Raw genomic sequence first — 22,202 nt, forward strand, 5'->3', positions numbered from 1 at the left:
AATGTTTCTAAAGCAACACTACCGACAGATGGCAGTATGCTTATTCTTTTTCAAATTCTTCTTTTAAGATTCTTCTAACGTCGGTGATGGTTTCTTTTTCAAGATCAGTTCTGCGTTCGAGTTCTTCAGCGGTCAATTCCAATACGCTTCTAGCCGTATCGCAACCTACACGCTTCAATTCGTCGATGATCCATGTTTCAATTTCATCGCTGAATTCATCGAGGTCGATGTCGAATTCATGATCTTCACCTTCGTTATCGCGGAATACATCGATGCTAAGACCGGTTAATTCCTGTGCCAATTTGATGTTTACCCCTTTCTTACCGATGGCTAAAGAAACCTGGTCGGGTTTGAGGTATACATTGGCGTGTTTGTTTTCTGTATCGAGATCAATAGTTGTAATACGAGCAGGCGTGAGTGAACGTTGAATCAACAATTGAGTATTGCTGGTCCAGTTGATCACGTCGATGTTTTCGTTTTTCAATTCACGAACGATACCATGGATACGGCTACCTTTCATACCTACGCAAGCGCCCACCGGATCGATACGATCGTCGTAACTTTCAACAGCTACTTTTGCACGCTCACCCGGTTCACGAACGATCTTTTTGATCACGATCAATCCGTCAAAAATTTCAGGCACTTCAATCTCCAATAATTTCGCGAGGAACAAAGGAGAAGTACGAGAAAGAATGATCACAGGTGCGTTGTTTTTCAATTCAACTTTCTTCACAACGGCACGTGTGTTTTCACCTTTCTTGAAATAATCTTGCGGAATTTGTTCCGATTTAGGAAGGATCAATTCGTTTCCTTCTTCGTCGATCAACAAAATTTCCTTTTTCCAAACTTGATATACTTCTGCGGTGATGATATCGCCCACGCGATCACCGTATTTTTTAACCAATACATTCTTTTTCAAATCGCTGATACGGCTTGCCAAGGTTTGTTTAGCGGCAAGGATTGCACGGCGACCGAAATCGAGGATGTTTACTTCTTCATACAATTCTTCCCCTACTTCGAAGTCAGGTTCAATTTTCACTGCTTCGCTGTAGGCAACTTCAGCCAAAGGATCATTTACGGCTCCGTCTTCCACAATTAGGCGACGGCGGATGATTTCAAGGTCACCTTTCTCTGCGTTCACAATTACGTCGAAGTTGTCATCGGCACCATATTTCTTACGCAATAGGGTTTTGAATACATCTTCTACTACTTTCATCATCGTAGGGCGATCAATGTTTTCCGCCTCTTTAAAATCGTGGAAAGCTTCTATCAGATTAATACTTGCCATAATCTTTTGTTTTTACATCCGGTAAACCGGTATTTTAAAATACTACCTGAAGTTTGGTTGATTTTATGTTATCGAATAAGAATTCGTGCGCTAGCACTTCTTTCTTTTTGTTTTTCCCTTTTACTTCTTCAACAGTGATTCCTTCTTCTGTGGCAGCTAACAGCTTGCCTTCTACTTTCACGCCATCTTTTAGAATCACTTCTACCGGGCGACCAACATTCTTTACGTATTGACGATGAAGTTTAAGGGGTTCATCTAAACCGGGAGATGAAACTTCCAATGAAAAGTCATCATTGGGGAAGAGTTTCATTTCTTCCAATTGTTTGTACAATGGTCGGTTGATAGAAATACATTTTTCAATGGTAATTCCCTGGTCACCGTCGAGGTATACTTTCACGTTATTGGTAGGTTTTATTTTCACTTCTACCAAAAAGTACTGAAGTTGATCTGCCAGCAGGTCTAAAATCAGTTTCTTAATAATGTCTATTGCTTGATCTGCATTCATAACCGAAAAATAAAGAAGGGAACGTCCCCGTTCCCTTCTATCTTCAAATCCGAGGCAAAGGTAAGGTAAATAGCCTATTACTTCCAAAAAGCATTCAAAATCAAGCTTAGAAATGACTTTAGTCCTAGTATTTTGTGGTAAGATTTACGGAACTTGAGAGAAATTGAGTGTATGTCACAACCGGAAAATCTTGGATCCTTCTTCAAACAGGTGCAGGAATTATTGATGGATTATGTAAATACCAGGCTGGAGACGGCCCAATTAAAGGCCGTTCGTTCGATCTCACAAATCCTTGGAACCCTTATCTGGATTATCATTTCCTTGTTTTTAGTGTTTTTGGTGATCATTTTTGTAGGACTTGTTGTAGGGTTTTGGTTCACCCAAATCACCGGAAGTTATATTGCCGGATTCGCAATAGCCACCGGATTCATTGTACTGTTGCTAATTTTGGCCACATTGCTTCGTAAAGTATTGTTTATCAATCCATTGATCAGACTTTTCCTTCAAAAATCTCAGGAAACAGAGGAATAAAATCATTTTTTATGAGTAAGAGAATTCGGAGTCTTAACGATTTAAATCTGAAAATCAGCGAGTTAGAGTTGAAACAAAAAACCTTGGAAATGGACTTAGAGCACAAGTGGGAGTATTTTCATGACAATAGCGGGAAGCTGCTAAAAAACTCTCTGAAGCCCGGTGTAGACGCGGTGAAAGAGAGCTTTATGGGGCATGTTGTGGGCAGTTTTTTGAAGCACGATAAGGTGCAGGGATGGATGGATCGAGTGTTTGACAAGCTGTTTTCGTGACTTTTATTCAATTTTCACGCTCCCAAATTGTCTAATTGGCAAATTAGAACTACCGTTTTGTTAAAACCCCACCAATCATCCTCCAACTACAGTAACTTTACGCCATCATGACTTGGTCAACCGTTTTATGGATCCTTTTGGGGTATTTTGTTTTCAGATTTGTCTTCAATTTTCTGATTCCTGTTATTCGCGCTACACGTCAATTCAAACGTCAGGTGCGTACTTTTCAAGAAACCATGCAGCAGCAATATGGACCGCAGCAGCAGGAGCCTGCTTATGTAAAAACACAATCGAATTCCAATCGCGCTAAGAATGCTTCGGATGATGATTATATCGATTTTGAAGAGATCAAAGAGTGAAGAGAAGTGGTGAGTTTTGGGTTTGAGGGATTAGGCGATAGGCTTTAGGCGTTGGGCTTTAGAAAATACATTCACCGCTGAACGCAAAGATTTCGCAAAGCCCCCCTGTTCTTCCCCCTGTTCTTTTTCACTGCAGCGGCGCAGCGACCGCAGCGTTTGCGCAGCTCTCCTCTTCTCCTCTCTTCCTCGTTCCTCACTTCCTCCCTCCTCTATCCTCACTCCTCCCTCCTGTACAACGGCTGTTTCATTATTAATTATTAATTCTTAATTATCAATTACCTCCGTCACATCCATTCCTCCCGTTAAATGAAACCCTTTTATTCCTGCGCTGATAGCCGCTTCTACATTTACTAAGGCATCGTCGATGAACAGAGTTTCTTCTTTGATCAAGCCATGATCATCGACCACTTTGAGATAGGAGGCAATATCCGGCTTGCGAATCATTACGATATGAGAATAATAGGCTTGTTCGAACAATTCATCCATGTTAAAGGCGTAGCGCTTTTCAAAACTTGCCTTGAAAGATTCGAGGTGAATGCCATTTGTATTGCTAAATAAAAAGATTCGGTAGTTGGCGGGGAGTGCTTTCAACCAATTGAGTCGGTGTTCAGGGAAATCGAGCAACATAGCGTTCCATGCTTCAATGATTTGTTCTTCTGAAACAGCTGATGACAATTCTGCTTTTATGGCGGCAACAAACTCTTGATCGCTGATGGCCCCTACTTCGTATTCTTTGAAATAGGAAGCAGCATGCCCTATTCGAAAATATTCTTCAATATTACTGAACCCTAAATCACGAAATGCTTTCAAACTTTTGTTGACATCGAGATTCAAGAGTACGCCTCCTAAATCAAATATGATGTTTCTAATTTGATTCATGTTGTTATTTTATACCTGCTATACGTTCGGCTAGTGGTGCCAAAGTTGGTAAGTTACTACTGGTTGTTTGAAGATAAAAATAGGCTACTGAACTGTAATCATCTACGCGATAAAAATTTACCCAACCTTTTGGAAAATCTGCATCAGTAATAGCAGGTAGTTTCTTTAACTCAAATAAATTGGTATAACCGTTTTCACCATCAACAGAAATCGGAATCACTGGTAAGCCCTTTAAAAAAGCCGCCTTCACTTCTGTATCCTCTCCACCTCCAATTTCTTGTAAGCGAACGCTGATCTCATTTTTGAAATACACGGCATCGGGTAAATGCCAGCGATAAAACCCGTAGGTTTTCAAACTATCGCTTGCTACGGGGCAACCTTGATACCAGTTTGAAAATGCCGACAATCCCCATCCTGTTCCAATATAATCTTCTGTTCCTGTACCGTTGATGGTTGGATACTTATGATCTCCATCGATATACATTTTTACTTCGCCTTCTCCCCACCAAGTATTGCCATATTCTTTGTTTGCAAAAACACCTACACTAACACCAAGAAATCTTCCATTTCCTTTTAAGCCGGGAAGAATCTCATAGTCTTTCTTGAGTGGATTGTTGGCTTGTCGATTCCAAAATGCATGAAAATATTGAGCATTGGCCGGTAAGGAAGGCACTTTAATAAAGTCGATATCGAAATAAAGCATTTTCTGATCTTCAGTCCCTTCATTGATCAATAAAACTCTGGCTCCTTTACGAAATGGCATAGGAATAAAACAATTGTAAGACCGGCCTTCCGGACTTGCAAATAAGGCCGATTGAAAAGCAACAGTTTTGCCGGTATTGGCTACAAAAAAATCTCCTAGGGGCACATCTACAGCCGGCTTTGCATCACCATCCCAAAACATTTGTAATCTCAAAGAACGAAGCATTTTAGGTTCTCTGTTTCTTATAGTACACCAAATGCGCTGTATGATGCCTGTTCCTTTTACATCGAGCAGTACTTTGGTTTCTCCGGCTTTTACGGATGCGAATGCAGCTCCTTTGGCTTCCTTGTTTCTTTGGCCACCTGCATTTTTGACTCCGTTTAAATTTTCAAAACTGCTCCATCCGGTAGTGGCTTGAGCTGGTTTCAGATAAAGTTCTTGAGCAGAAACAGAAATGGCTGCAGTAAGCACTGCAGCCATTAAGAATGATTTACGAATCATATGAAAGGTTTGTTAGCATGTTAGTTTGTCAACTTGAACGCTGCTTTTTGTGTTTCGGCGGAATTGGTTCCAATGAACAATTCGTAATCGCCGGTTTCATTCACAAACTGCAGCGCGCTGTTGTAGAATTTTAAATCGTTAGAATGTATGATGAAAGTTACTTCTTTTGATTCACCTGCTTTCAAAAATATTTTCTGAAATCCTTTCAGTTCACGCATGGGTCTTGAAATAGAACCTACCACATCACGCAAATACAATTGCACCACTTCTTCTCCATCGAATGAACCGGTATTCTTTACGGTTACAGTTGCTTTAATGGTCCCTCCAATTTTCAAGCTGCTCGCCGAAAGGCTTACCGCACTGTATTCAAATTTTGTATAGCTCAATCCGAAACCAAAAGGGAACAGTGGTTGATTGGGAATATCGAGGTAGTTCGATTTGAATTTCGAAAACTCTTCGTTGTTGTAGGGTCGGCCTGTATTCAACATGCTGTGGTACACAGGAATTTGACCTACTGAATAAGGAAAAGACGCCGAAAGCTTACCTGAAGGATTATACGCACCAAACAATACATCGCCCACTGCATTACCACCTTCGGTACCGCCAAACCACACATTAAGGATGGCGTCCATATTCGCAGCTTCCCAATTCAAAGTCAAAGGACGTCCGGTATATAGTACCATTACAATGGGTTTACCGGTTGCTTTCAAGGCATGTAAAAGTTTCTTCTGGCTGGGTTGAATATCTAAGCTTGCCATGGAAGATGCTTCTCCTGTCATATCAGCTGCTTCTCCCACTACTGCAACAATCACATCACTTTTAGAAGCAGCTTCCAATGCTTCTTTTATCATTTCATCAGGAGAACGTTTGTCGATTTCAATTTCAGTTCCAAAAACGTTGATCTTCTTTGCAAATACAGGATCATCCGAAAGATTAGCCCCCTTTGCATACAACACATTTGTTGATCCGGCACTTGCTTTAATTCCTTCCAAAACAGTAACAGATTTATCGTGTTGCCCTGCTACACTCCAAGTACCTAACATGTTTCTTCTGCTGTCGGCCAAGGGACCCACCACCGCTATGGTACCGTTTTTCTTTAAAGGAAGTAATTGCTTTTCGTTTTTTAATAAAACAAACGTACGGGCTGCAATCATGCGAGCTTCTGCTCGATTGGCAGCGCTCAAGATTTCATTCTTTGCTCTGTCTTCACTACAGTAGCGATACGGATCATCAAACAAACCAAGATCATATTTTGCCTCGAGGATGTGGCGACAAGCTGTTTCAATTTGCGCAAGTGTTACTTTTCCTTCTTTCAAAGATTTTTTAAGTGTTGTCAAGAATCCTTCTCCTACCATGTCCATTTCTAAACCGGCGTTCAAGGACTGAGCTGAAACTGCCTGCAAGTCACCTACACCGTGATTGCTCATTTCGTTTACAGAAGTGTAATCACTTACAACCATTCCTTTAAAACCCCATTGCTTTCTCAATAAATCTGTGAGCAACCATTTGTTACCGGTTGCGGGAACGCCGTCGATCACATTGAAAGAACTCATCACTGTTCCTACTCCAGCTTCTACTGCAGCTTTGTAAGGGGGAAGGTATTCGTTGTACATGCGCACTTTACTCATGTCAACGGTATTGTAATCACGTCCTCCTTCTGCACCACCATATAATGCAAAGTGTTTTACACAAGCCAAGAGGGTATTGTTTTTTGAAAGATCGTCTCCCTGATATCCTTTCACCATTGCTTTGGCGATTTGAGAACCGAGGTAAGGGTCTTCACCATTGCCTTCTGAGATACGTCCCCAGCGTGGGTCGCGGGAGATATCGACCATGGGAGAGAACGTCCAATTCAATCCATCGGCGGTGGCTTCATTGGCTGCAATGCGCGCACTGCGTTCAATCAAAGCCATGTCCCAACTTGCCGACAATCCGAGGGGAATGGGGAATACGGTTTTATGACCGTGAATCACATCCAATCCGAAAATCAGCGGAATGTGTAAACGGCTTTCTTTAACTGCGATTTCTTGTGCTTGACGAATTTTAGCAGGGCCATCAATTCCAAACAGACCGCCAACTTGGCCTTTTTTCAATTTGGCTTCCACATCGCTGCTCACAACAGAGCCGGTAACTGCTCCGCCAGGTGTTACTAGATTGAGTTGACCGATCTTTTCATCGAGGGTCATTTGCTTCATCAAATTATTGATGAAGGTGGCTTTTTTTTGTGCAGCTGTTTGTGCTACAGTGGTAGTAGCAATAAGTAAAGAAGCTGCAATAAACAATGATCTCATTTCTTGTTGTTTTACTTGTCTTTGATTAGAATGGGCTTGATGATAGGAATCCAAATTGCGTATCCTTTGGGATTCATATGCAAATTGTCTTGTATAAAGATATCGGGTCTTGGATTACCATCAGGTAATAACATTGGCGAATACACATCTAGATAGCCAGTATTGGGTTGCGATTGAATATAAGCAGCAATGGCCGCATTCGCTACCTGGTATTTAGGCATGAGTCTTTTTCTTGCCACACTAGGTTTCATTGAAACATAATGAAATGGAATACCCGGATATAAAGATCTCGTATAAGTATAGAACATTTTGAAACGCTCAACAACTGTTTCAACAGACACCGAATCGGAAGTCGCAAAATCATTCTCCCCGCAATACATTACTATTTGCCGGGGTTTGTAAGGTTTTAGAATGTCTTCTTTGTAGAAGATCATGTCTTGAATAGTAGCTCCACCAAAAGCACGGTTTACAATGGTGTATCCCGGGAAGGCGGCTTGCAATCCACTCCACAAGCGAAATGAAGAGCTACCAATAAACAAGATTGGATTGGCCGGAGGAGGTGCAATGCTATCTTTCTTTTTGAAAGCCTGTATTTCATCCCAAAAAGCAGGCTTGGCTTGCTGCGCTGTTGATACCTGAACGAACAACATGGCAAGCACAAATAATTTCCATTTTACAATCAGCATTTTCATTTTGTACGATTTAATTTTTATTGAGTCGCTTTTCGATGGCTTCATCAATACTCCAAGAACCGGGGCCGGTGAAGATGAACATGATCGCTATCATGGCAAACAAAAACGGATGTTGATCTTCATAATAAAACTTACCATTCCCAATTTTGAAGCAGATGATCAGCATTACTGCCGCCATGGATAATGCATTCAAACGGGTAAGCAAGCCTACTGCCAACAGCAGTCCATTTACAAACTCTAATCCTTTAGCTAAATAAGCCATAAATAAGGGAGCAGGAAAAGTTTTTACTGTGTCCCATGTAGCGTATTCATGCATCAACTTGGAATCGAATATGTCTTTTCCATGATACAACATTAGCAAACCGGTAATGATTCGCATGACCGCAATGCCTCTTTCAAATTGAAAAGGAGCTGTAGAGAATAATTTTTTCATGTTAGGTTTGTTCGTTTATATCATGGGCCAAGGGAAACTCGACTGTAAGGTAATTTTCTTTCCTTGATCAGAAGAAGCTCTGGCCGCTTCAATAATTTCCAACACATGCAATGCATGATAGGCATTAATTCGAGGTTCAGTTTGTGTGGCCAGTGCAGTAGCAATTACGGATGCACCTTGCTGCCAAACATAAGTACCCGGATCAGGAACATGCACTACTGGTGGTTCGGTCCAAGAGGTGGCCAATTCTACCCCAAAAGGAGCCCAATCGTAACCAATCAATCCCATATTACCATGAGAACCCCAAATTTTAATGGTATGATTTTTTTGACCTTTTCCTTCGTGACCATAAGGATCAAAATAATTGAAGCCGCATTGAATGTGACTCATGACTCCTTTTCCATGATCAAGAATAATATGCGCATTGTCTTCCGCTTTTACATCAATGGTTCCTTTATCGTCAACGGTTCTTTTGGGAGTAACAATAGAAGTCATGGCCATTACGGCTTTGGCCGGTCCTAATAAACCGGTTAATGTAGCAATATTGTAAACGCCTAAATCGGGTAAACTACCTCCACCTTTTTCATAGAAGAAAGCCGACCAAGTAGGACCGGTATGACCATAGTGGGCATGTGCAGTGGCTACGGTACCGAGGGTCCCCTTTTTTAGTTGTTCGCTCATGAAGGCGAATTGAGGACTGTTTACAACAGCAGGTGCACCCCAGAAACGGAGTTTTTTTGATTCGGCTAATTCCAACAATGCCTTGCCACCTGCGTAGGAATTGGCCATTGGCTTTTCACTCCAAACATTTTTGCCTGCAGTAAGCGCTTTTCTATTCAACTGTTCGTGTTCTTGCATGTCAGTGAGATTCACTAACAAATCGAAAGCCGCTCCATTCAACAAGGCTTCAATAGAAGCATACTTATTAGGGATGGAATATGTTTTTGCTTTTTCTTCCGCTCTATCAAACTTTCGATCGCAACAACTCACGAGTTCAACATATTCGCATTTAGACAGATGGGGCAAGTATTGTGTTGAAACCGATCCACACCCAATTACGGCAATGCGTATCTTTTTTTGTGGCAACTCATTAATTGAGGCTATTGATCCTAATAATGAAGCTATGCCGGCCATGGCTGTTTGCTCCAAGAATAGTCTGCGATCCATATGGCATTTATTTTACGTGAGGGCTTTTGAATCCCAATTTCTTCAATCCACGTTGAATTTCCGGATTGCTCATAAACAATTTCCACAAGAGGCCGGTACGGTAGTTTTCTATCATAACAATAATAGGGCCCTGATCGATGGCCAAATAACTTTTTGCAGTCCAGTCTTTTGTTTCATTGAATGCATCTACAAAACCATACTCACCGAATATCTTATTGCCTTTGTTGTAATAAAAGTTTTTCAAGGCTTGCATGCTGTATTCCGGTGTATAAGGAAAGGCGCTTAAGGCGGCAGTTGGAGTGATCGTACCATTGTCGTTGGTAGGAGAATGGGCATCGTATCCATTATAAGTATCGCTAGCGGTTAAGCCCCAACAATCGGGACCGTAGCCTTTGAAGCTATTTGGATTGCGCACGCAATGCTCACGATTGATGAGCGTATGATTTCTATTCTGTTCCCAGTAATCGGCATAACTATCGGAAAGACCTCTTGGATCGAGTCCAAGGAATGAATAATGGGAGAAGAAAAGAGGTCCGCCGTAATCGAATCCCAGCGGCAATTTAATGCCGTAGAACTCTTTCCCATTTTTGAAAAAATTACTTTGAGCCCAGCCTCTGTGGTATACGGATGCGGCTACAGGGTAGCGTTCGGAACTAGCCGCCAGTACATACATGATCAAACACTCATTGAATCCACGCACCGGAAAATTCATAGCCCAGCCATTGTTGGGACTCCAATGCCAATACAATACTTCTTGTCCTTCCTTGGTAAACCAATCCCATTCTATTTCATTCCATAGCCAACCAATTCTGTTTCTCAGTTCTCTTTCTACCGGATTGTTTGGGTTGTTGAAATATTGACGTGCGCAAAGCAATCCTTCGAACAGGTATGAAGTTTCTACCAAGTCGGCACCATCGTCCTTCCTACTGAATTTGATGGTTTTACCTGTAGCACCGTCGAGCCAGTGGGGGAAAGCGCCATGATAAGAATCTGCTTTCAATAAAAAGTTCACCATCTTTAACAAGAATTTCGCAGCAGTATCGCGTGTGATCCACTTTCTTTCAGTTGCTACAATAACTGACATCACTCCGAAACCGGTTCCACCAGATGTTACCACTTCATTGCCATAATCGTACGCAACATTGCTCCGTTCGCGCGACAATCCGCTTACCGGATGTGCAAAGTCCCAGAAGTATTTAAACGTTTGCTTTTGAACGAGGTCGAGCAATGCTGAATCGGACATAAGTTCCGGCTTTACTTCGCCGGACTTAACGGGAGGTTTTGCCGGGCGAGCAACTTGTGCAATGGAAATGAAGGACATGCTCGATGCGAGCAATAGAAAGCAGATTTTTTTCATATGTGCAATTTGTTTACCAAACAATAGTGCTTACACTATTGGCATTTACGCTTACCGTAAAAGTTTTTCCTTTACCGGAAACTCGAATGGTAGTATTGGCTTTATTCTCGTTTAATACAATCAAGACTGTTTTCCCGGGGGGTGTTACACATGCCACTGTACTGATATTTTCAGCTTCAGAGCTGTAAATTCTTTTCGACCCTGCGGGAATAAATTTTGATGCATGGGATACTATATAGTAGGATACGTTGCGTTGAACATCATTTTTATTGATCGTAAGCGCCCCTTTACATTCCGTGCAACCACTAGGAGTATGCGGATTGAACTGCGGGTCGTTGGCTAGGTTCCACTCCAACGCTATTTTGCTGTAGTTCCGAAGTGTTCCAATAATCACGTTTTTGACATGCCATTGCAGGTCGCCATCGAAGGTTCCTTTTGAGCCGGTCCATTGTTCGGTAAAATAGAGATTTTTATCAGGGTGCGCTTTTTTTACCACAGATAAAGCGTCGGGTGTGCCGTTGTAAAGATGAAAAGCGGATCCATCAATGTATTGTCGTGCTTTTTGATCGTTCAGAATGGTGATAGGGTATTGCGGATTATCGCAATTATGATCCCATACAATGATCTTGGTTTTGATTCCATTTTTTCGAAATGCAGGGCCGAGGTGGTCTCTAATAAATGCTGCAGATTCTTCTGCACTTACTACCATACTAGGGTCGTTGCCACCATGTTGAGGTTCGTTTTGTGGCGTAAGGGCATCGATGTTGATGCCTTTGGCTTTCATGGCCAAGATGTATTTTACCAAATAGCGCGCATAAGTTTCGTAGTATTGAGGAAGAAGAGAGCCGCCAACATAGGATTGGTTTGATTTCATCCAAATAGGAGCGGTCCAAGGGGAGGCCATTATTTTAATGCCGGGTTGGATGGCTTTGATTTCTTTCAAAAGAGGAATAAGGCCGGTACCCTGTGCGTCATCTTCCTTAAGTGTGAAGTTTTTTAACTCGGGATCGGTAGCTCCTTTTTCAACTTCGTCGTAGGTAAAGGAATGATCATGCAAATCGGAAGCGGCTACACTGATCCGTAAGTAAGAAATTTTGATTCCTTGATTGCCGAACAATTCTTGAAGCAGGGCTTTTTTGGTAGCCGGATTCAATTGGTTGATCAATTGCGCTGAACCGCCGGAAAGTGTGTACCCAAAACCATCGATGGTTTGAAAGGTTTTGGCCGGATCAACGGTTATGGTTACCGACGCCTGGCTGGAGGGAGCGTTTGATACCTTTTGAAGTAAAGTTGTTTGATTGGCAGTAGTGGTCCATACTTGGGGGCTTTGACCCAAAGAATTTAAAGAAAGCAGGGTTAAGAAGCCCGGCAAAGCATTCGTTAGGAACTTTTTCACGATCGAAATATAGGTTGTGTTGTGTGCTGTAAGGTAACAAAAAATAGTGGGTTAGGAACTTAATTTCCAATCGCTTAGCTGAATTGCAAAAGGTATCGGGAATTTTGCTATTTTTGCAGCCGATTTCGATGGTTTTGGCTGTTGAAATCATTCTCTGCAAAGAGAGCGGACCTTTAGCTCAGACGGTTAGAGCATCTGACTCATAATCAGAGGGTCGTTGGTTCGATCCCAACAAGGTCCACTGCTTTAAAAGCCTTTCGAATTCAATTTGAAGGGCTTTTTTATTGCAAGATCCAATTCAATTGCTTTTGGATTTTATAGCAGCAAAGTGAGCTGATCGGAAAACTGAGAAAGGCCAATTCTTTTATAAATGGAAAGCATTTCAATTGGTGAAATTGGAGGGTTTTTCTTGTATTTAATCATTTCTAAAAATGCATCAAGCGCTAAATCCGGATACTTTATAATGATATCAGCTAAAAATGTATCTGCTGTTTTAGTTGTAACTTCGAAAGTTTTGAGATAACTCTCCGGAAAGTCTTTTAGATTGTTGGTTACAATAATTGACGACTTTGAAACAATTGCTGCTGCCAACACATGACAATCATTTTGATCAGGGAGTGTTAATTGATCCGTTAAGAAGTGGTAATCTTTTACAAAAGCGTTGGGAAAAGCATAATTAGCTCTCTCCACTAATCCTGTTGCTTGATTTTCTGAAATACCTTTTTTTATCAAAATGCGCTTCCATTCCTGAAAAATATGCTCTGTCCAATGAGGAATAAACAGATCATAGTGTGCAAACCAAAATAAGATGTCACGAACAATAACGGGATAAATTACATTGGTATCCAACACCACTTTTTGTTTTTCTCTATGTATCATAAACTCCTATCTCTTCATCTGTTTTCATGATCTCTATTAGTTGCTTTCGCTGAGCTATTTTCATAAGTTTTTGATAAGCTAAAACATCTTCGTAACGAACTCTGCGATGCCTACCAATCTTAACAAAAGGTATTTTTCCTTCTTCCAACAGTTTCACAAAAAATGGCCTAGAACACCCTAATAGCTCCGAGGCAGCTTGTGTTGTTATTTCAACGTTCTGTGCATTTATAGCCACAGACCTCCCTTTGCTCATCAACCTTAAACTCTCCGCTAGTATTTTTATAGCCTCTGAAGGCAGTGTAAGTTTGAGATTGGCTTCAAGTAGTTCAACCGACACTACTGCGGTCAATTCTTGTTCTACGAGAGGTTTTAAGACACTATAGGCCTCGTTTGCCAGCTCTTGGTCTATTAAAGTACTCTTTGGGGATTGCTTCAATTGATTCATAGCGAATTCTATTTAACCCAATTTAACGAAATATTCGAATTATTCAAAATATACGAAACAATATTGGAAGCCTTTACAAAACTACGATCAATTGAAATTCAATAGTTTAACTATAGGAAATGGGGTTGTACAACACAACTCTTTCTAGAAATGACGTTCCTAGATTACAAGCCGGTTCTTTCGTAATGAAAATTTGGATTCTGATAAAACTCTGTCTTCGGTCTGACCTAACTCATCTCATTTCAAGCACATCGTAAATAGCTTTGTATCATGATTTCACAATCGCTTTTGAGCAAATACAACGTGCCGGTTCCACGATACACCAGTTATCCAACCGTGCCGTTTTGGAAGGAAGAAATAGATGTACAACAGTGGGAAAGAACGATTGCCAAAAAATTGCAAGAAGCCAATGCCGGCGATGGAAGCAGTTTATACATCCACTTGCCCTTTTGCGAATCGCTTTGTACCTACTGTGGATGCAATAAGAAGATCACAACCCAACACAGTGTAGAACATGAATACATTGAGGCATTGAAAAAAGAATGGAAGATGTACCTCCGATTACTAAACGGTGAACCCTTGTTATTAAGGGAGCTTCATCTAGGAGGCGGTACCCCTACTTTCTTCTCACCGGAAAATTTAAATGCCTTCTTGAGTGAGTTGCTGAGTGATTGTACGATTCACGAAGACCGTGAATTCAGTTTTGAAGGCCACCCGAACAATACTACCATTGAGCATTTGCAAACCCTGTACAATTTAGGGTTTCGTAGAGTCAGCTATGGAGTTCAAGACCACGATGCTACTGTTCAAACCATTATTAACCGCATTCAACCTTACGAGAACGTAGTAGCAGCCGTTGAAAACGCCAGAAAGATTGGATATGAATCGGTGAATTTTGACTTGATCTATGGCCTGCCTATGCAGAACCTAGAAAGCATGAAAAAAACCATTGAGCAAAGTTTAGTACTGAAGCCGGATCGGGTGGCCTTTTACAGCTATGCACATGTGCCTTGGACCAGCAAAGCGCAACGACTTTTTGATGAATCACACTTGCCTGATGCCTCACTGAAAATTGGTCTTTATCAGTTGGGAAAAGAGTTGTTTCAAAAAGCCGGCTATGAAGACATTGGCATGGATCATTTTGCCTTGCCACATGATCAATTGCAGATCGCTCGAAAAGAAGGTCGTTTGCATAGAAACTTTATGGGCTATACTACTCAACAAACGTCTACGCTTATTGGACTGGGAGTTTCTAGCATCTCTGATTCCGGTAACGCCTATGCGCAAAATCATAAAACGCTTCACGATTACTACGAATCAATTGAAAACGGAGAATGGGCTGTTACGAAGGGATATTTCTTAACGGAAGAAGATGTGGCGTTTAAGAAATATATACTGGATATCAGTTGTAAAGGAACTACTAAGTTCAATCTAAACGATCTTGAATTAATTAGAGTTTACTCGATTAATGAACTAGAGAAGCTAAAAAACGACGGGATGATCAATTATGATATAAACGGAGTTCAAGTAACTACCCTTGGCTCATCCTTCATTCGAAATATTTGTAAGTGTTTTGATCTGCATCTATCAAGAAAGGGTTCGGAGAAGTTTAGTCGAGCAGTATAACAAACAAATATTGAGACCACAGATTCTACAGATTAAACAGATAGACACAGATTTTGTGCTTGGAAGTTTTGGAGATTAGGCTTTAGGAGTTAAGACCAAAAACATCTTCGCAAACCAAAACAACTTTTTTTGATCTACTGCTTTACCCCACAAGGCCACCCCCTGTTCTTCTTCTTGTTCTTTCTTGGTTCTCTAAAGCCCTTTAATTACTCTCTTAGCTTTTTATACACTTTAATTGCTAGCATCAATACTAACACTAGAAACACCATTCCTACTATGCCCCAAACCATGCTAATGGCGCTTTTTACCGTTGCGAGCATTACGATGGCAATGAGGAAAACGGTGGCAACTTCGTTCCACATGCGCAACTGTTGGGAACTGTATCTATAGAGGCCCGCTTGTTCTTGTTTGTAAATACGATGAAGTGAAAAATGATAGAGGTAGAGAAAGAATACCAAGATCAATTTAATGAAGGCCCATTTACCTGCAGGTTCTAACAATTGGGTATGCCAATTGCCTTTGAAAAGCACGGTAAGTCCAAGCACCAATGTAATGATCGCCGAAGGCCAGGTAATTCCTAGCCACAAGCGTCGCATCATTATTTTAAACTGTGCTTGAAGAATTGATTTCTCCGGATCGGGTTTATCATTGGCTTCAGTGGCATAAATAAATAAGCGGGGCATGTAAAACATACCGGCAAACCAAGTTACTACAAACACTATATGCAGTGCTTTGAGATAATAATAAGCCATGGAAGGTTTTTAAGCGAGCAGCATTTCCGTTTGTCCTGCACTGATTTCCTCCACCCAAGTAGCGATAGTGTTGACCCATTGCTCATCGGTATTCAAACAGGGAATCATCGTGAACTCCTCTCCGCCCGCTTCCAAAAATATGTGTTTTCCTTCTTCTGCAATCTCTTCGAGTGTTTCTAAACAATCGCTTACAAAAGCCGGACAAGCAATAGCAATTCTCTTTACTCCTTCTTTTGGTAGCTCAGCTAATCGGGCAGCAGTATACGGTTGAAGCCAAGGATCACGTCCCAAGCGACTTTGAAAGGTTTGTTCCACTTTTTCTTTTGGAAGTCCGAGCGCTTCTTGAACGAGATCTGTGGTTACAAAGGTTTGATGGCGGTAGCATACTTTATGCGCAGCAGAAGGCACGTTACAACAATCATTTACTTTCAAACAGTGTGTTCCGGTACAATCGCTTTTCTTCACATGTCGCTCCGGAATACCATGGTAACTCAATACCAGCTTATCGAATTCTTTGTTCAGATAAGGCTTTATAGAATCGGCCAAGGCCTTGATATAGGCAGGATGATCGTAGTAAGGCTTGATTGTTTTTACGGTAGAGCTGTAGCCCGCTTTCTTGTGCAACTCTTCGAACTGCACAACAGCCGTTTCATAACTACTCATTGCATAATGTGGATACAAAGGCACCAATACTATCTCTTTCAAATCGGGATAGGTATGATGTATCTCTTTTAAAACACTCGGAGTAGAAGGATTTCCATAACGCATAACAATGCGAACGGGATCTTGCAGTTTAGATTGAACAGCCGTTAACAATTGTTTTGTGAGTACAATTAAAGGAGAACCCTCCTTTGTCCAGATAGATCGATATGCTTCCGCCGACTTAGGAGCTCTGAAAGGCACGATGATGCCGCCTACCAAGAGTTTCCGCACCAGAAATGGAATATCAATCACACGCTCGTCCATTAAGAATTCATTCAAATACCTACGAACATCCTTAACTTCTGTGGAATCGGGTGAACCTAAGTTCATTAAAACAATTACTCTGCTCATAAACTTCAAAAGTATAAATAACAAATTTTTATATCCATTTTCTCTGTCACTGAATTGTCAAAATCTTTGAATCAATTGAATGAATTTCATCATGAAAATCAGTGACTAAAATCACCTATAACAAATGACATTGTAATGACACACATACGTTGATTTCAAAGCAATCGGATTTAATTTTGCTACGTATATAATTCAAACCATTCGCTTGGGAAATAGAAATAAGGAAATATCAAATTTTTACGTAGTCGGGATCAATTACAAAAAAACAGACGCTTCTGTTCGCGGATTATATGCCATTAATAATGAGCAATACGAGTCATTATTAAATGAAGCGGTGTTGAATGGCCTACAGGAATTGTTTGTATTGTCTACTTGTAACAGAACTGAAATCTATGCATTTGCAGAAAACGAGGCTGTTTTGATGCAGCTCTTGTGTAATGCCAGTTCAGGAAACTTGGAAGCCTTTCAAAAAATGGCTTATGTAAAGATTGGCCAAGAAGGTATTCGTCATTTATTTGATGTGGCATCCGGATTGGATTCACAGATATTGGGCGACTATGAAATTGTAGGTCAGTTAAAACTAGCTGTAAAATTTGCAAAAGAGAGAGAATGCATTGGTTCTCATTTGGAACGTTTAACCAATGCAGCGTTACAGGCTTCAAAAGATGTAAAAGCAAATACTGCTTTAAGTGGAGGTACGGTATCTGTGGCGTTTGCAGCAGTTCAGTATATCAAAGAAAAAATAAGCGCCATAGAAGGAAAACGCATCCTTTTGATGGGAACAGGAAAAATTGGAAAGAACACGTGTAAAAATATCATCGATTATTTGGGTACTACCGAAATAACCTTGATGAATAGAACTGAAGAAAAAGCCCAAGCCCTAGCGCAAGAATTGGGTATCAAAATGGCTTCTAATTCCTATTACAACCAAGAAGTAAATGAGGCTGATATTGTAATTGTAGCCACAGGTGCTTCCAGCCCCGTTATTTTAAAATCTGATTTGAGAGCAGAAAAACCTCAGTTGTTCATCGATCTTTCTATCCCCTATAATATTGATCCGGCTGTTGCCGAATGGCCTGAAGTTGATTTGGTGAACGTAGACGCTTTGTCTAAAATCAAAGACGAAACCTTGAATATGCGTTTAGCGGAGGTTCCCAAGGCGAAGGCCATCATCAATAAACATCTTGTTGAGTTCCTGGATTGGCATAGCAAGCGCCAGTTTGTTCCGGTATTGAAGGCAATTAAATCGAAATTAGAAGAATTGCACGCTCATCCTCTGTATGTGAGCTATGTTCAGTCGGTTACGGAAACACAGCCCGTTGTGTGCAAAGAAAAAATTCAACGAGTGGTAAACGGAATTGCCGTAAAATTGATGGAAGAAAACACCAAGGGATGTCAGTACATCAATGCCATCCACGAGTACATTGCAACCGGAACAAATTAACACCATGAGCAAAAGCATTAAAATTGGAACACGCGACAGCGAGTTGGCGTTGTGGCAAGCCAACACCGTAAAGGCTTTGCTGGAAGAAAAGGGCTTTGCAGCCGAATTGGTTCTCATTAAAAGCGAAGGCGACCTTGATCTTACCACCCCACTCTATGCCATGGGTGTTCAAGGTGTATTTACCAGAAGTTTAGACATTGCCCTTCTGAACGGCCGAATTGACATTGCGGTTCACTCCATGAAAGATGTTCCAACTCAACTCCCTAAAGGTATTGCACAAGCGGCGATCCTTAAAAGAGCCTCCCATACCGATATTTTAGTGTACAACGGTGACCCCTCCTTTTTAAACGATTTCGCCGGAACAGCGTTAATAGCTACCAGTAGCATTCGCAGAAAAGCTCAGTGGTTGCATCGATACCCACACCATAGCATCGAAAATTTGCGTGGCAACGTAAATACCAGACTTAGAAAAGTGGCAGAGAGTAATTGGAACGGCGCTGTATTCGCTGCTGCCGGCTTGGAGAGAATTCATCTTCGTCCTAAGAACAGCATCGACCTAGATTGGATGTTGCCTGCTCCGGCGCAAGGAGCCATCATGGTAGTTTGCGGAGAAGCCGATACCTACTGCAGAGAGGCCTTAGGTCAATTAAACGATCGGGCTACTGAAATAGCAACTAAGGTAGAACGTGATTTTCTTAAAGAATTAATGGGCGGATGTTCTACTCCAATTAGCGGTTTGGCAACTGTGGTAAATAACTGTATTCAATTCAAGGGTAGTATTCTGTCCCTCGATGGTAAGGAAAAAGCAGAGATTGAAATTTCAAGCGATACCGGCGATTTTGAAATCCTGGGTGCAAAAGCAGCAGCAGCCATCATTGCGAATGGAGGAAAAAGCATCGCAGAAAGTATTAAAAATGCAGGAAAATAAGTCAATACTCATCACCGGTAGTTTGGACCAGCAATGGTCAAGCTATTTATCAACTCGAAATCTTCAAGTTGATGTGATTCCGTTTATTGACATTGAGTATATCTCAGACAGCCCTTCTGTTCAACAAATCAACGAAACAATTGGTGGACAACAAATAGCAGTATTTACTAGCAGCAACGCTATTCATGGGGTTCAAAAAATTCTAAAAACAAAACCAACAGGTTGGAAAATCTATTGTGTAGGAAAAGTATCAGAACAGTTGGCACGTAGCTTTTGGGGAGATCAAGTGTTATCTGTAAACGTTAACAATTCAGCCGAATTGGCCAATATGGTTGCCAAACAAGAGCGTTCCGATTTTCCGGTTTTATTCTTTTGTGGTGATAAAAGAAAAGATGCTTTACCGAATCTCTTGACCGAAGCCGGTTTCCAACTAACAGAATGGATCGTATACAAAAACATCGCTACGCCGGAAATTGTGCAGAAAGCCTATGATGCTATTTTATTTTTCAGTCCAAGCGCCGTTTATAGCTACTACAGCAAAAACCAATTTCCGCCCAACGCCCAATTGTGGGCCATTGGTGCCACTACAGCTGCAGCTTTGAAAGAATTCACACAACAAAATATCTATACGCCACTTGAGCAATCAAAAGAACAAATGATCAAGGAAGTGGCAGAATCAATTTAAAACTAGACAATCGAAGATGAGCAACTTAAAGAATGATCTTTTATTAAAGACGTTAAGAGGAGAAAGCACGGAGCGTCCACCGGTTTGGATGATGCGCCAAGCAGGTCGCTATTTACCTGACTACATCAAGCTAAGAAATAAATACGATTTCTTTACCCGCGTTCAAACCCCTGAGTTGGCAACAGAAATCACCTTGCAGCCTATTGACCAAGTGGGCGTAGATGCAGCCATCATTTTCTCCGATATTTTGGTAATTCCTCAAGCGATGGGCCTTGAAGTAACGATGGAAGAAGGAAGAGGTCCGCTGCTACCTAAAACCGTTACAGACAAAGCTTCTATTGAAGCGCTTGTAACAGAAGGTGCCGAGGAAAGCTTGAAATATGTGTACGACGCATTGGCGCTTACTAAAAAGGAATTGAATGGACGTGTGCCATTGATCGGATTCGCCGGTGCACCTTGGACCATATTGTGTTATATGGTAGAAGGAAAAGGAAGCAAAACCTGGGACAAAGCGAAGCAGTTTGCTTACACTCAGCCAGAATTAGCGCACGCATTACTTAAAAAAATCACAAGCATCACCATCGAATACTTGAAACTTCAAGTAAAAGCCGGAGCTGATACAGTGCAGGTTTTCGATAGTTGGGCAGGCTCTTTAAGTCCGGCCGATTTCAAAACATTCGCGCAACCCTACTTAACTGAAATAGCCACAGCATTAAAGCCACATGCACCCGTAATTCTTTTCCCTAAAGGAAGTTGGTACGCGTTGGAGGACTTAAGCAAATCTGACGCAGCAGGTATTGGAATCGATTGGTGCTTAACGCCTCAATTGGCCCGTCAATTCAGCGGTGGAAGAGTTACCTTGCAAGGAAATTTCGACCCGGCAAAACTGTTGGCACCCATTCCTGAAATCAAAAAATCGGTTAAGGAAATGATCGACGCCTTCGGACCTCAGCGATACATCGCGAACTTAGGACATGGCATTACGCCGAATGTTCCTGTTGATCATGCGAAAGCATTTGTAGAAGCCGTAAAAGAATATAGATACTAATGGAATTTAAAGACCAGTGGATTGCGTTCATCAGAGATCTTCAAGACCAGATCTGCACCGCCCTTGAAAAAAGCGACGGTGTAGCTCGCTTTCAAGAAGATTTGTGGGAGCGCCCTGAAGGGGGTGGAGGTAGAACCCGTGTGATTGCCAATGGTGATGTATTTGAAAAAGGCGGCGTGAATACCTCTGTGGTATTTGGAGAAGTAACCGATTTAATGCGGACGCAACTTAAGATCAATGGCCATTCCTGGTTTGCTTGTGGATTGAGCTTGGTGATTCACCCAAAGAGTCCACTCGTTCCTACTGTTCATTGTAATTATCGCATGTTCGAACTATACAATGAAAAGGGAGCAGTGATCGATCGTTGGTTTGGTGGTGGTACCGATCTTACTCCTTATTATATTTTCAATGAAGATGCCTATCATTTTCACGGAACCTATAAAACTGCTTGCGATCAATTCAACGAAGCTTTCTATCCCAAATTCAAGGAAGAGTGCGATCGTTATTTTGTAAACAAGCATCGAAATAATGAATGCAGAGGTATTGGGGGAATATTCTACGATTATCAAAGACCCAGTGAAGATCAACCTCTGGAGTTTTGGTTCAAGTTCGCCAAAACTTGTGGGGAAGCTTTCATTAAAGCTTATATACCTATTGTAGAAAGAAGGAAGAAACTGGATTACAGTCCTGAACAAAAATATTGGCAAGAAATCAGAAGAGGAAGATATGTAGAATTCAATCTGGTACACGACCGTGGAACTATTTTCGGGTTGAAGACGAATGGAAGAATTGAAAGTATTCTCATGAGCTTGCCTCCTACTGTGCGTTTTGATTACAACTATCAGCCTGCACCCGGAAGCCCTGAAGCACGATTAACTGAAATATGCCTTCATCCGGTAGATTGGTTGGCCATAGAAGAACAAGAACGCATTGAATGGGCCCGCAAAAGCAATACCTGTTAACTGAAT

The 22,202-nt window shown here is 41.4% G+C and carries 23 protein-coding genes and 1 tRNA gene; 10 read left to right on the top strand and 14 right to left on the bottom strand.

What is annotated here, in order from left to right:
• Positions 1-40 precede the first annotated feature (40 nt).
• Both nusA and ACQ2HE_RS00880 read right to left on the bottom strand, forming a co-directional pair.
• Positions 41-1,288: a transcription termination factor NusA gene (gene nusA / locus ACQ2HE_RS00875; protein WP_430895457.1), complete on the bottom strand. Its 1,248-nt coding sequence runs from the start codon at positions 1,286-1,288 to the stop codon at positions 41-43.
• A 34-nt stretch (positions 1,289-1,322) separates the two neighbouring features.
• Positions 1,323-1,793: a ribosome maturation factor RimP gene (locus tag ACQ2HE_RS00880; RefSeq protein WP_430895455.1), complete on the bottom strand. Its 471-nt coding sequence runs from the start codon at positions 1,791-1,793 to the stop codon at positions 1,323-1,325.
• A gap of 171 nt (positions 1,794-1,964) precedes the next feature.
• On the opposite strand from ACQ2HE_RS00880, the gene ACQ2HE_RS00885 reads away from it, so the two are divergent.
• The 3 genes from ACQ2HE_RS00885 (at position 1,965) to ACQ2HE_RS00895 (ending at position 2,955) form a co-directional block, all read left to right on the top strand.
• A complete protein-coding gene (locus tag ACQ2HE_RS00885; RefSeq protein WP_430895453.1) occupies positions 1,965-2,324 on the top strand; it encodes a hypothetical protein in 360 nt (119 codons plus the stop codon).
• 11 nt (positions 2,325-2,335) lie between these two features.
• Positions 2,336-2,596 (top strand): hypothetical protein, encoded by a 261-nt coding sequence (locus ACQ2HE_RS00890; protein ID WP_430895451.1) that lies wholly within the window; start codon positions 2,336-2,338, stop codon positions 2,594-2,596.
• 107 nt (positions 2,597-2,703) lie between these two features.
• Positions 2,704-2,955, top strand: a complete 252-nt coding sequence (locus tag ACQ2HE_RS00895) for a DUF4834 family protein (protein WP_430895449.1) — start codon at positions 2,704-2,706, stop codon at positions 2,953-2,955.
• 264 nt (positions 2,956-3,219) lie between these two features.
• On the opposite strand, the gene ACQ2HE_RS00900 is transcribed toward ACQ2HE_RS00895, so the two are convergent.
• From ACQ2HE_RS00900 to ACQ2HE_RS00935, 8 genes are read right to left on the bottom strand one after another with little or no spacing between them, the layout of a single operon-like run.
• Complete coding sequence (locus tag ACQ2HE_RS00900) at positions 3,220-3,834, bottom strand: HAD family hydrolase (protein WP_430895447.1); 615 nt, start codon at positions 3,832-3,834, stop codon at positions 3,220-3,222.
• Positions 3,835-3,838: 4 nt separating this feature from the next.
• Positions 3,839-5,038, bottom strand: coding sequence for a glycoside hydrolase family 172 protein (locus tag ACQ2HE_RS00905; protein ID WP_430895445.1), 1,200 nt, complete (start codon positions 5,036-5,038; stop codon positions 3,839-3,841).
• A 20-nt stretch (positions 5,039-5,058) separates the two neighbouring features.
• Positions 5,059-7,329, bottom strand: a complete 2,271-nt coding sequence (gene bglX, locus ACQ2HE_RS00910; protein ID WP_430895443.1) for a beta-glucosidase BglX — start codon at positions 7,327-7,329, stop codon at positions 5,059-5,061.
• A gap of 11 nt (positions 7,330-7,340) precedes the next feature.
• Positions 7,341-8,021 (bottom strand): GDSL-type esterase/lipase family protein, encoded by a 681-nt coding sequence (locus ACQ2HE_RS00915; RefSeq protein ID WP_430895441.1) that lies wholly within the window; start codon positions 8,019-8,021, stop codon positions 7,341-7,343.
• 10 nt (positions 8,022-8,031) lie between these two features.
• On the bottom strand, positions 8,032-8,454 hold the full coding sequence (locus ACQ2HE_RS00920; RefSeq protein ID WP_430895439.1) for a DoxX family protein: 423 nt from the start codon (positions 8,452-8,454) through the stop codon (positions 8,032-8,034).
• 15 nt (positions 8,455-8,469) lie between these two features.
• Positions 8,470-9,621, bottom strand: a complete 1,152-nt coding sequence (locus ACQ2HE_RS00925) for a Gfo/Idh/MocA family protein (RefSeq protein WP_430895437.1) — start codon at positions 9,619-9,621, stop codon at positions 8,470-8,472.
• 7 nt (positions 9,622-9,628) lie between these two features.
• Positions 9,629-10,978, bottom strand: a complete 1,350-nt coding sequence (locus ACQ2HE_RS00930) for a glucoamylase family protein (RefSeq protein ID WP_430895435.1) — start codon at positions 10,976-10,978, stop codon at positions 9,629-9,631.
• A gap of 13 nt (positions 10,979-10,991) precedes the next feature.
• Positions 10,992-12,374 carry a glycoside hydrolase family 30 protein gene (locus ACQ2HE_RS00935; protein ID WP_430895433.1) on the bottom strand — a complete coding sequence of 461 codons (1,383 nt, stop codon included), beginning with the start codon at positions 12,372-12,374 and terminating at the stop codon, positions 10,992-10,994.
• 167 nt (positions 12,375-12,541) lie between these two features.
• On the opposite strand from ACQ2HE_RS00935, the gene ACQ2HE_RS00940 reads away from it, so the two are divergent.
• A tRNA-Ile gene (locus ACQ2HE_RS00940) sits at positions 12,542-12,615 on the top strand.
• A 74-nt stretch (positions 12,616-12,689) separates the two neighbouring features.
• Here the strand turns inward: ACQ2HE_RS00940 and ACQ2HE_RS00945 are convergent.
• Entirely contained in the window at positions 12,690-13,253 is a 564-nt protein-coding gene (locus ACQ2HE_RS00945) for a PIN domain-containing protein (protein ID WP_430895431.1), read from the bottom strand.
• Positions 13,243-13,698 (bottom strand): helix-turn-helix domain-containing protein, encoded by a 456-nt coding sequence (locus ACQ2HE_RS00950; protein ID WP_430895429.1) that lies wholly within the window; start codon positions 13,696-13,698, stop codon positions 13,243-13,245. Before ACQ2HE_RS00950 ends, ACQ2HE_RS00945 begins: the two co-directional genes overlap by 11 nt.
• Before the next feature lie 270 nt (positions 13,699-13,968).
• Between ACQ2HE_RS00950 and hemN the strand changes: the two genes are divergently transcribed.
• Positions 13,969-15,324 carry an oxygen-independent coproporphyrinogen III oxidase gene (hemN, locus tag ACQ2HE_RS00955; RefSeq protein ID WP_430895427.1) on the top strand — a complete coding sequence of 452 codons (1,356 nt, stop codon included), beginning with the start codon at positions 13,969-13,971 and terminating at the stop codon, positions 15,322-15,324.
• A gap of 206 nt (positions 15,325-15,530) precedes the next feature.
• Here hemN and ACQ2HE_RS00960 read toward each other — a convergent pair whose 3' ends face one another.
• Both ACQ2HE_RS00960 and hemH read right to left on the bottom strand, forming a co-directional pair.
• Positions 15,531-16,076: a CopD family protein gene (locus ACQ2HE_RS00960; RefSeq protein ID WP_430895425.1), complete on the bottom strand. Its 546-nt coding sequence runs from the start codon at positions 16,074-16,076 to the stop codon at positions 15,531-15,533.
• 9 nt (positions 16,077-16,085) lie between these two features.
• Entirely contained in the window at positions 16,086-17,129 is a 1,044-nt protein-coding gene (gene hemH / locus ACQ2HE_RS00965; protein WP_430895423.1) for a ferrochelatase, read from the bottom strand.
• A gap of 205 nt (positions 17,130-17,334) precedes the next feature.
• Here hemH and hemA point away from each other — a divergent pair, with 205 nt between their 5' ends.
• The 5 genes from hemA to hemF are packed head-to-tail and all read left to right on the top strand — an operon-like array spanning position 17,335 to position 22,196.
• Positions 17,335-18,573, top strand: a complete 1,239-nt coding sequence (hemA, locus tag ACQ2HE_RS00970) for a glutamyl-tRNA reductase (RefSeq protein ID WP_430895421.1) — start codon at positions 17,335-17,337, stop codon at positions 18,571-18,573.
• Positions 18,574-18,577: 4 nt separating this feature from the next.
• Positions 18,578-19,501: a hydroxymethylbilane synthase gene (hemC, locus tag ACQ2HE_RS00975; RefSeq protein ID WP_430895419.1), complete on the top strand. Its 924-nt coding sequence runs from the start codon at positions 18,578-18,580 to the stop codon at positions 19,499-19,501.
• Complete coding sequence (locus ACQ2HE_RS00980) at positions 19,488-20,186, top strand: uroporphyrinogen-III synthase (protein WP_430895417.1); 699 nt, start codon at positions 19,488-19,490, stop codon at positions 20,184-20,186. Before hemC ends, ACQ2HE_RS00980 begins: the two co-directional genes overlap by 14 nt.
• A 16-nt stretch (positions 20,187-20,202) precedes the next feature.
• Positions 20,203-21,234, top strand: a complete 1,032-nt coding sequence (gene hemE, locus ACQ2HE_RS00985) for a uroporphyrinogen decarboxylase (RefSeq protein ID WP_430895415.1) — start codon at positions 20,203-20,205, stop codon at positions 21,232-21,234.
• The gene (hemF, locus tag ACQ2HE_RS00990; protein ID WP_430895413.1) at positions 21,234-22,196 is read left to right on the top strand and encodes an oxygen-dependent coproporphyrinogen oxidase; all 963 of its coding nucleotides are present in this window, start codon (positions 21,234-21,236) and stop codon (positions 22,194-22,196) included. Before hemE ends, hemF begins: the two co-directional genes overlap by 1 nt.
• Positions 22,197-22,202: the final 6 nt, after the last annotated feature.

The organism is Endoryza foliicola (genome assembly GCF_050589245.1).
In the GTDB taxonomy this organism is placed as follows: Bacteria; Bacteroidota; Bacteroidia; order Chitinophagales; family Chitinophagaceae; genus Endoryza; species Endoryza foliicola.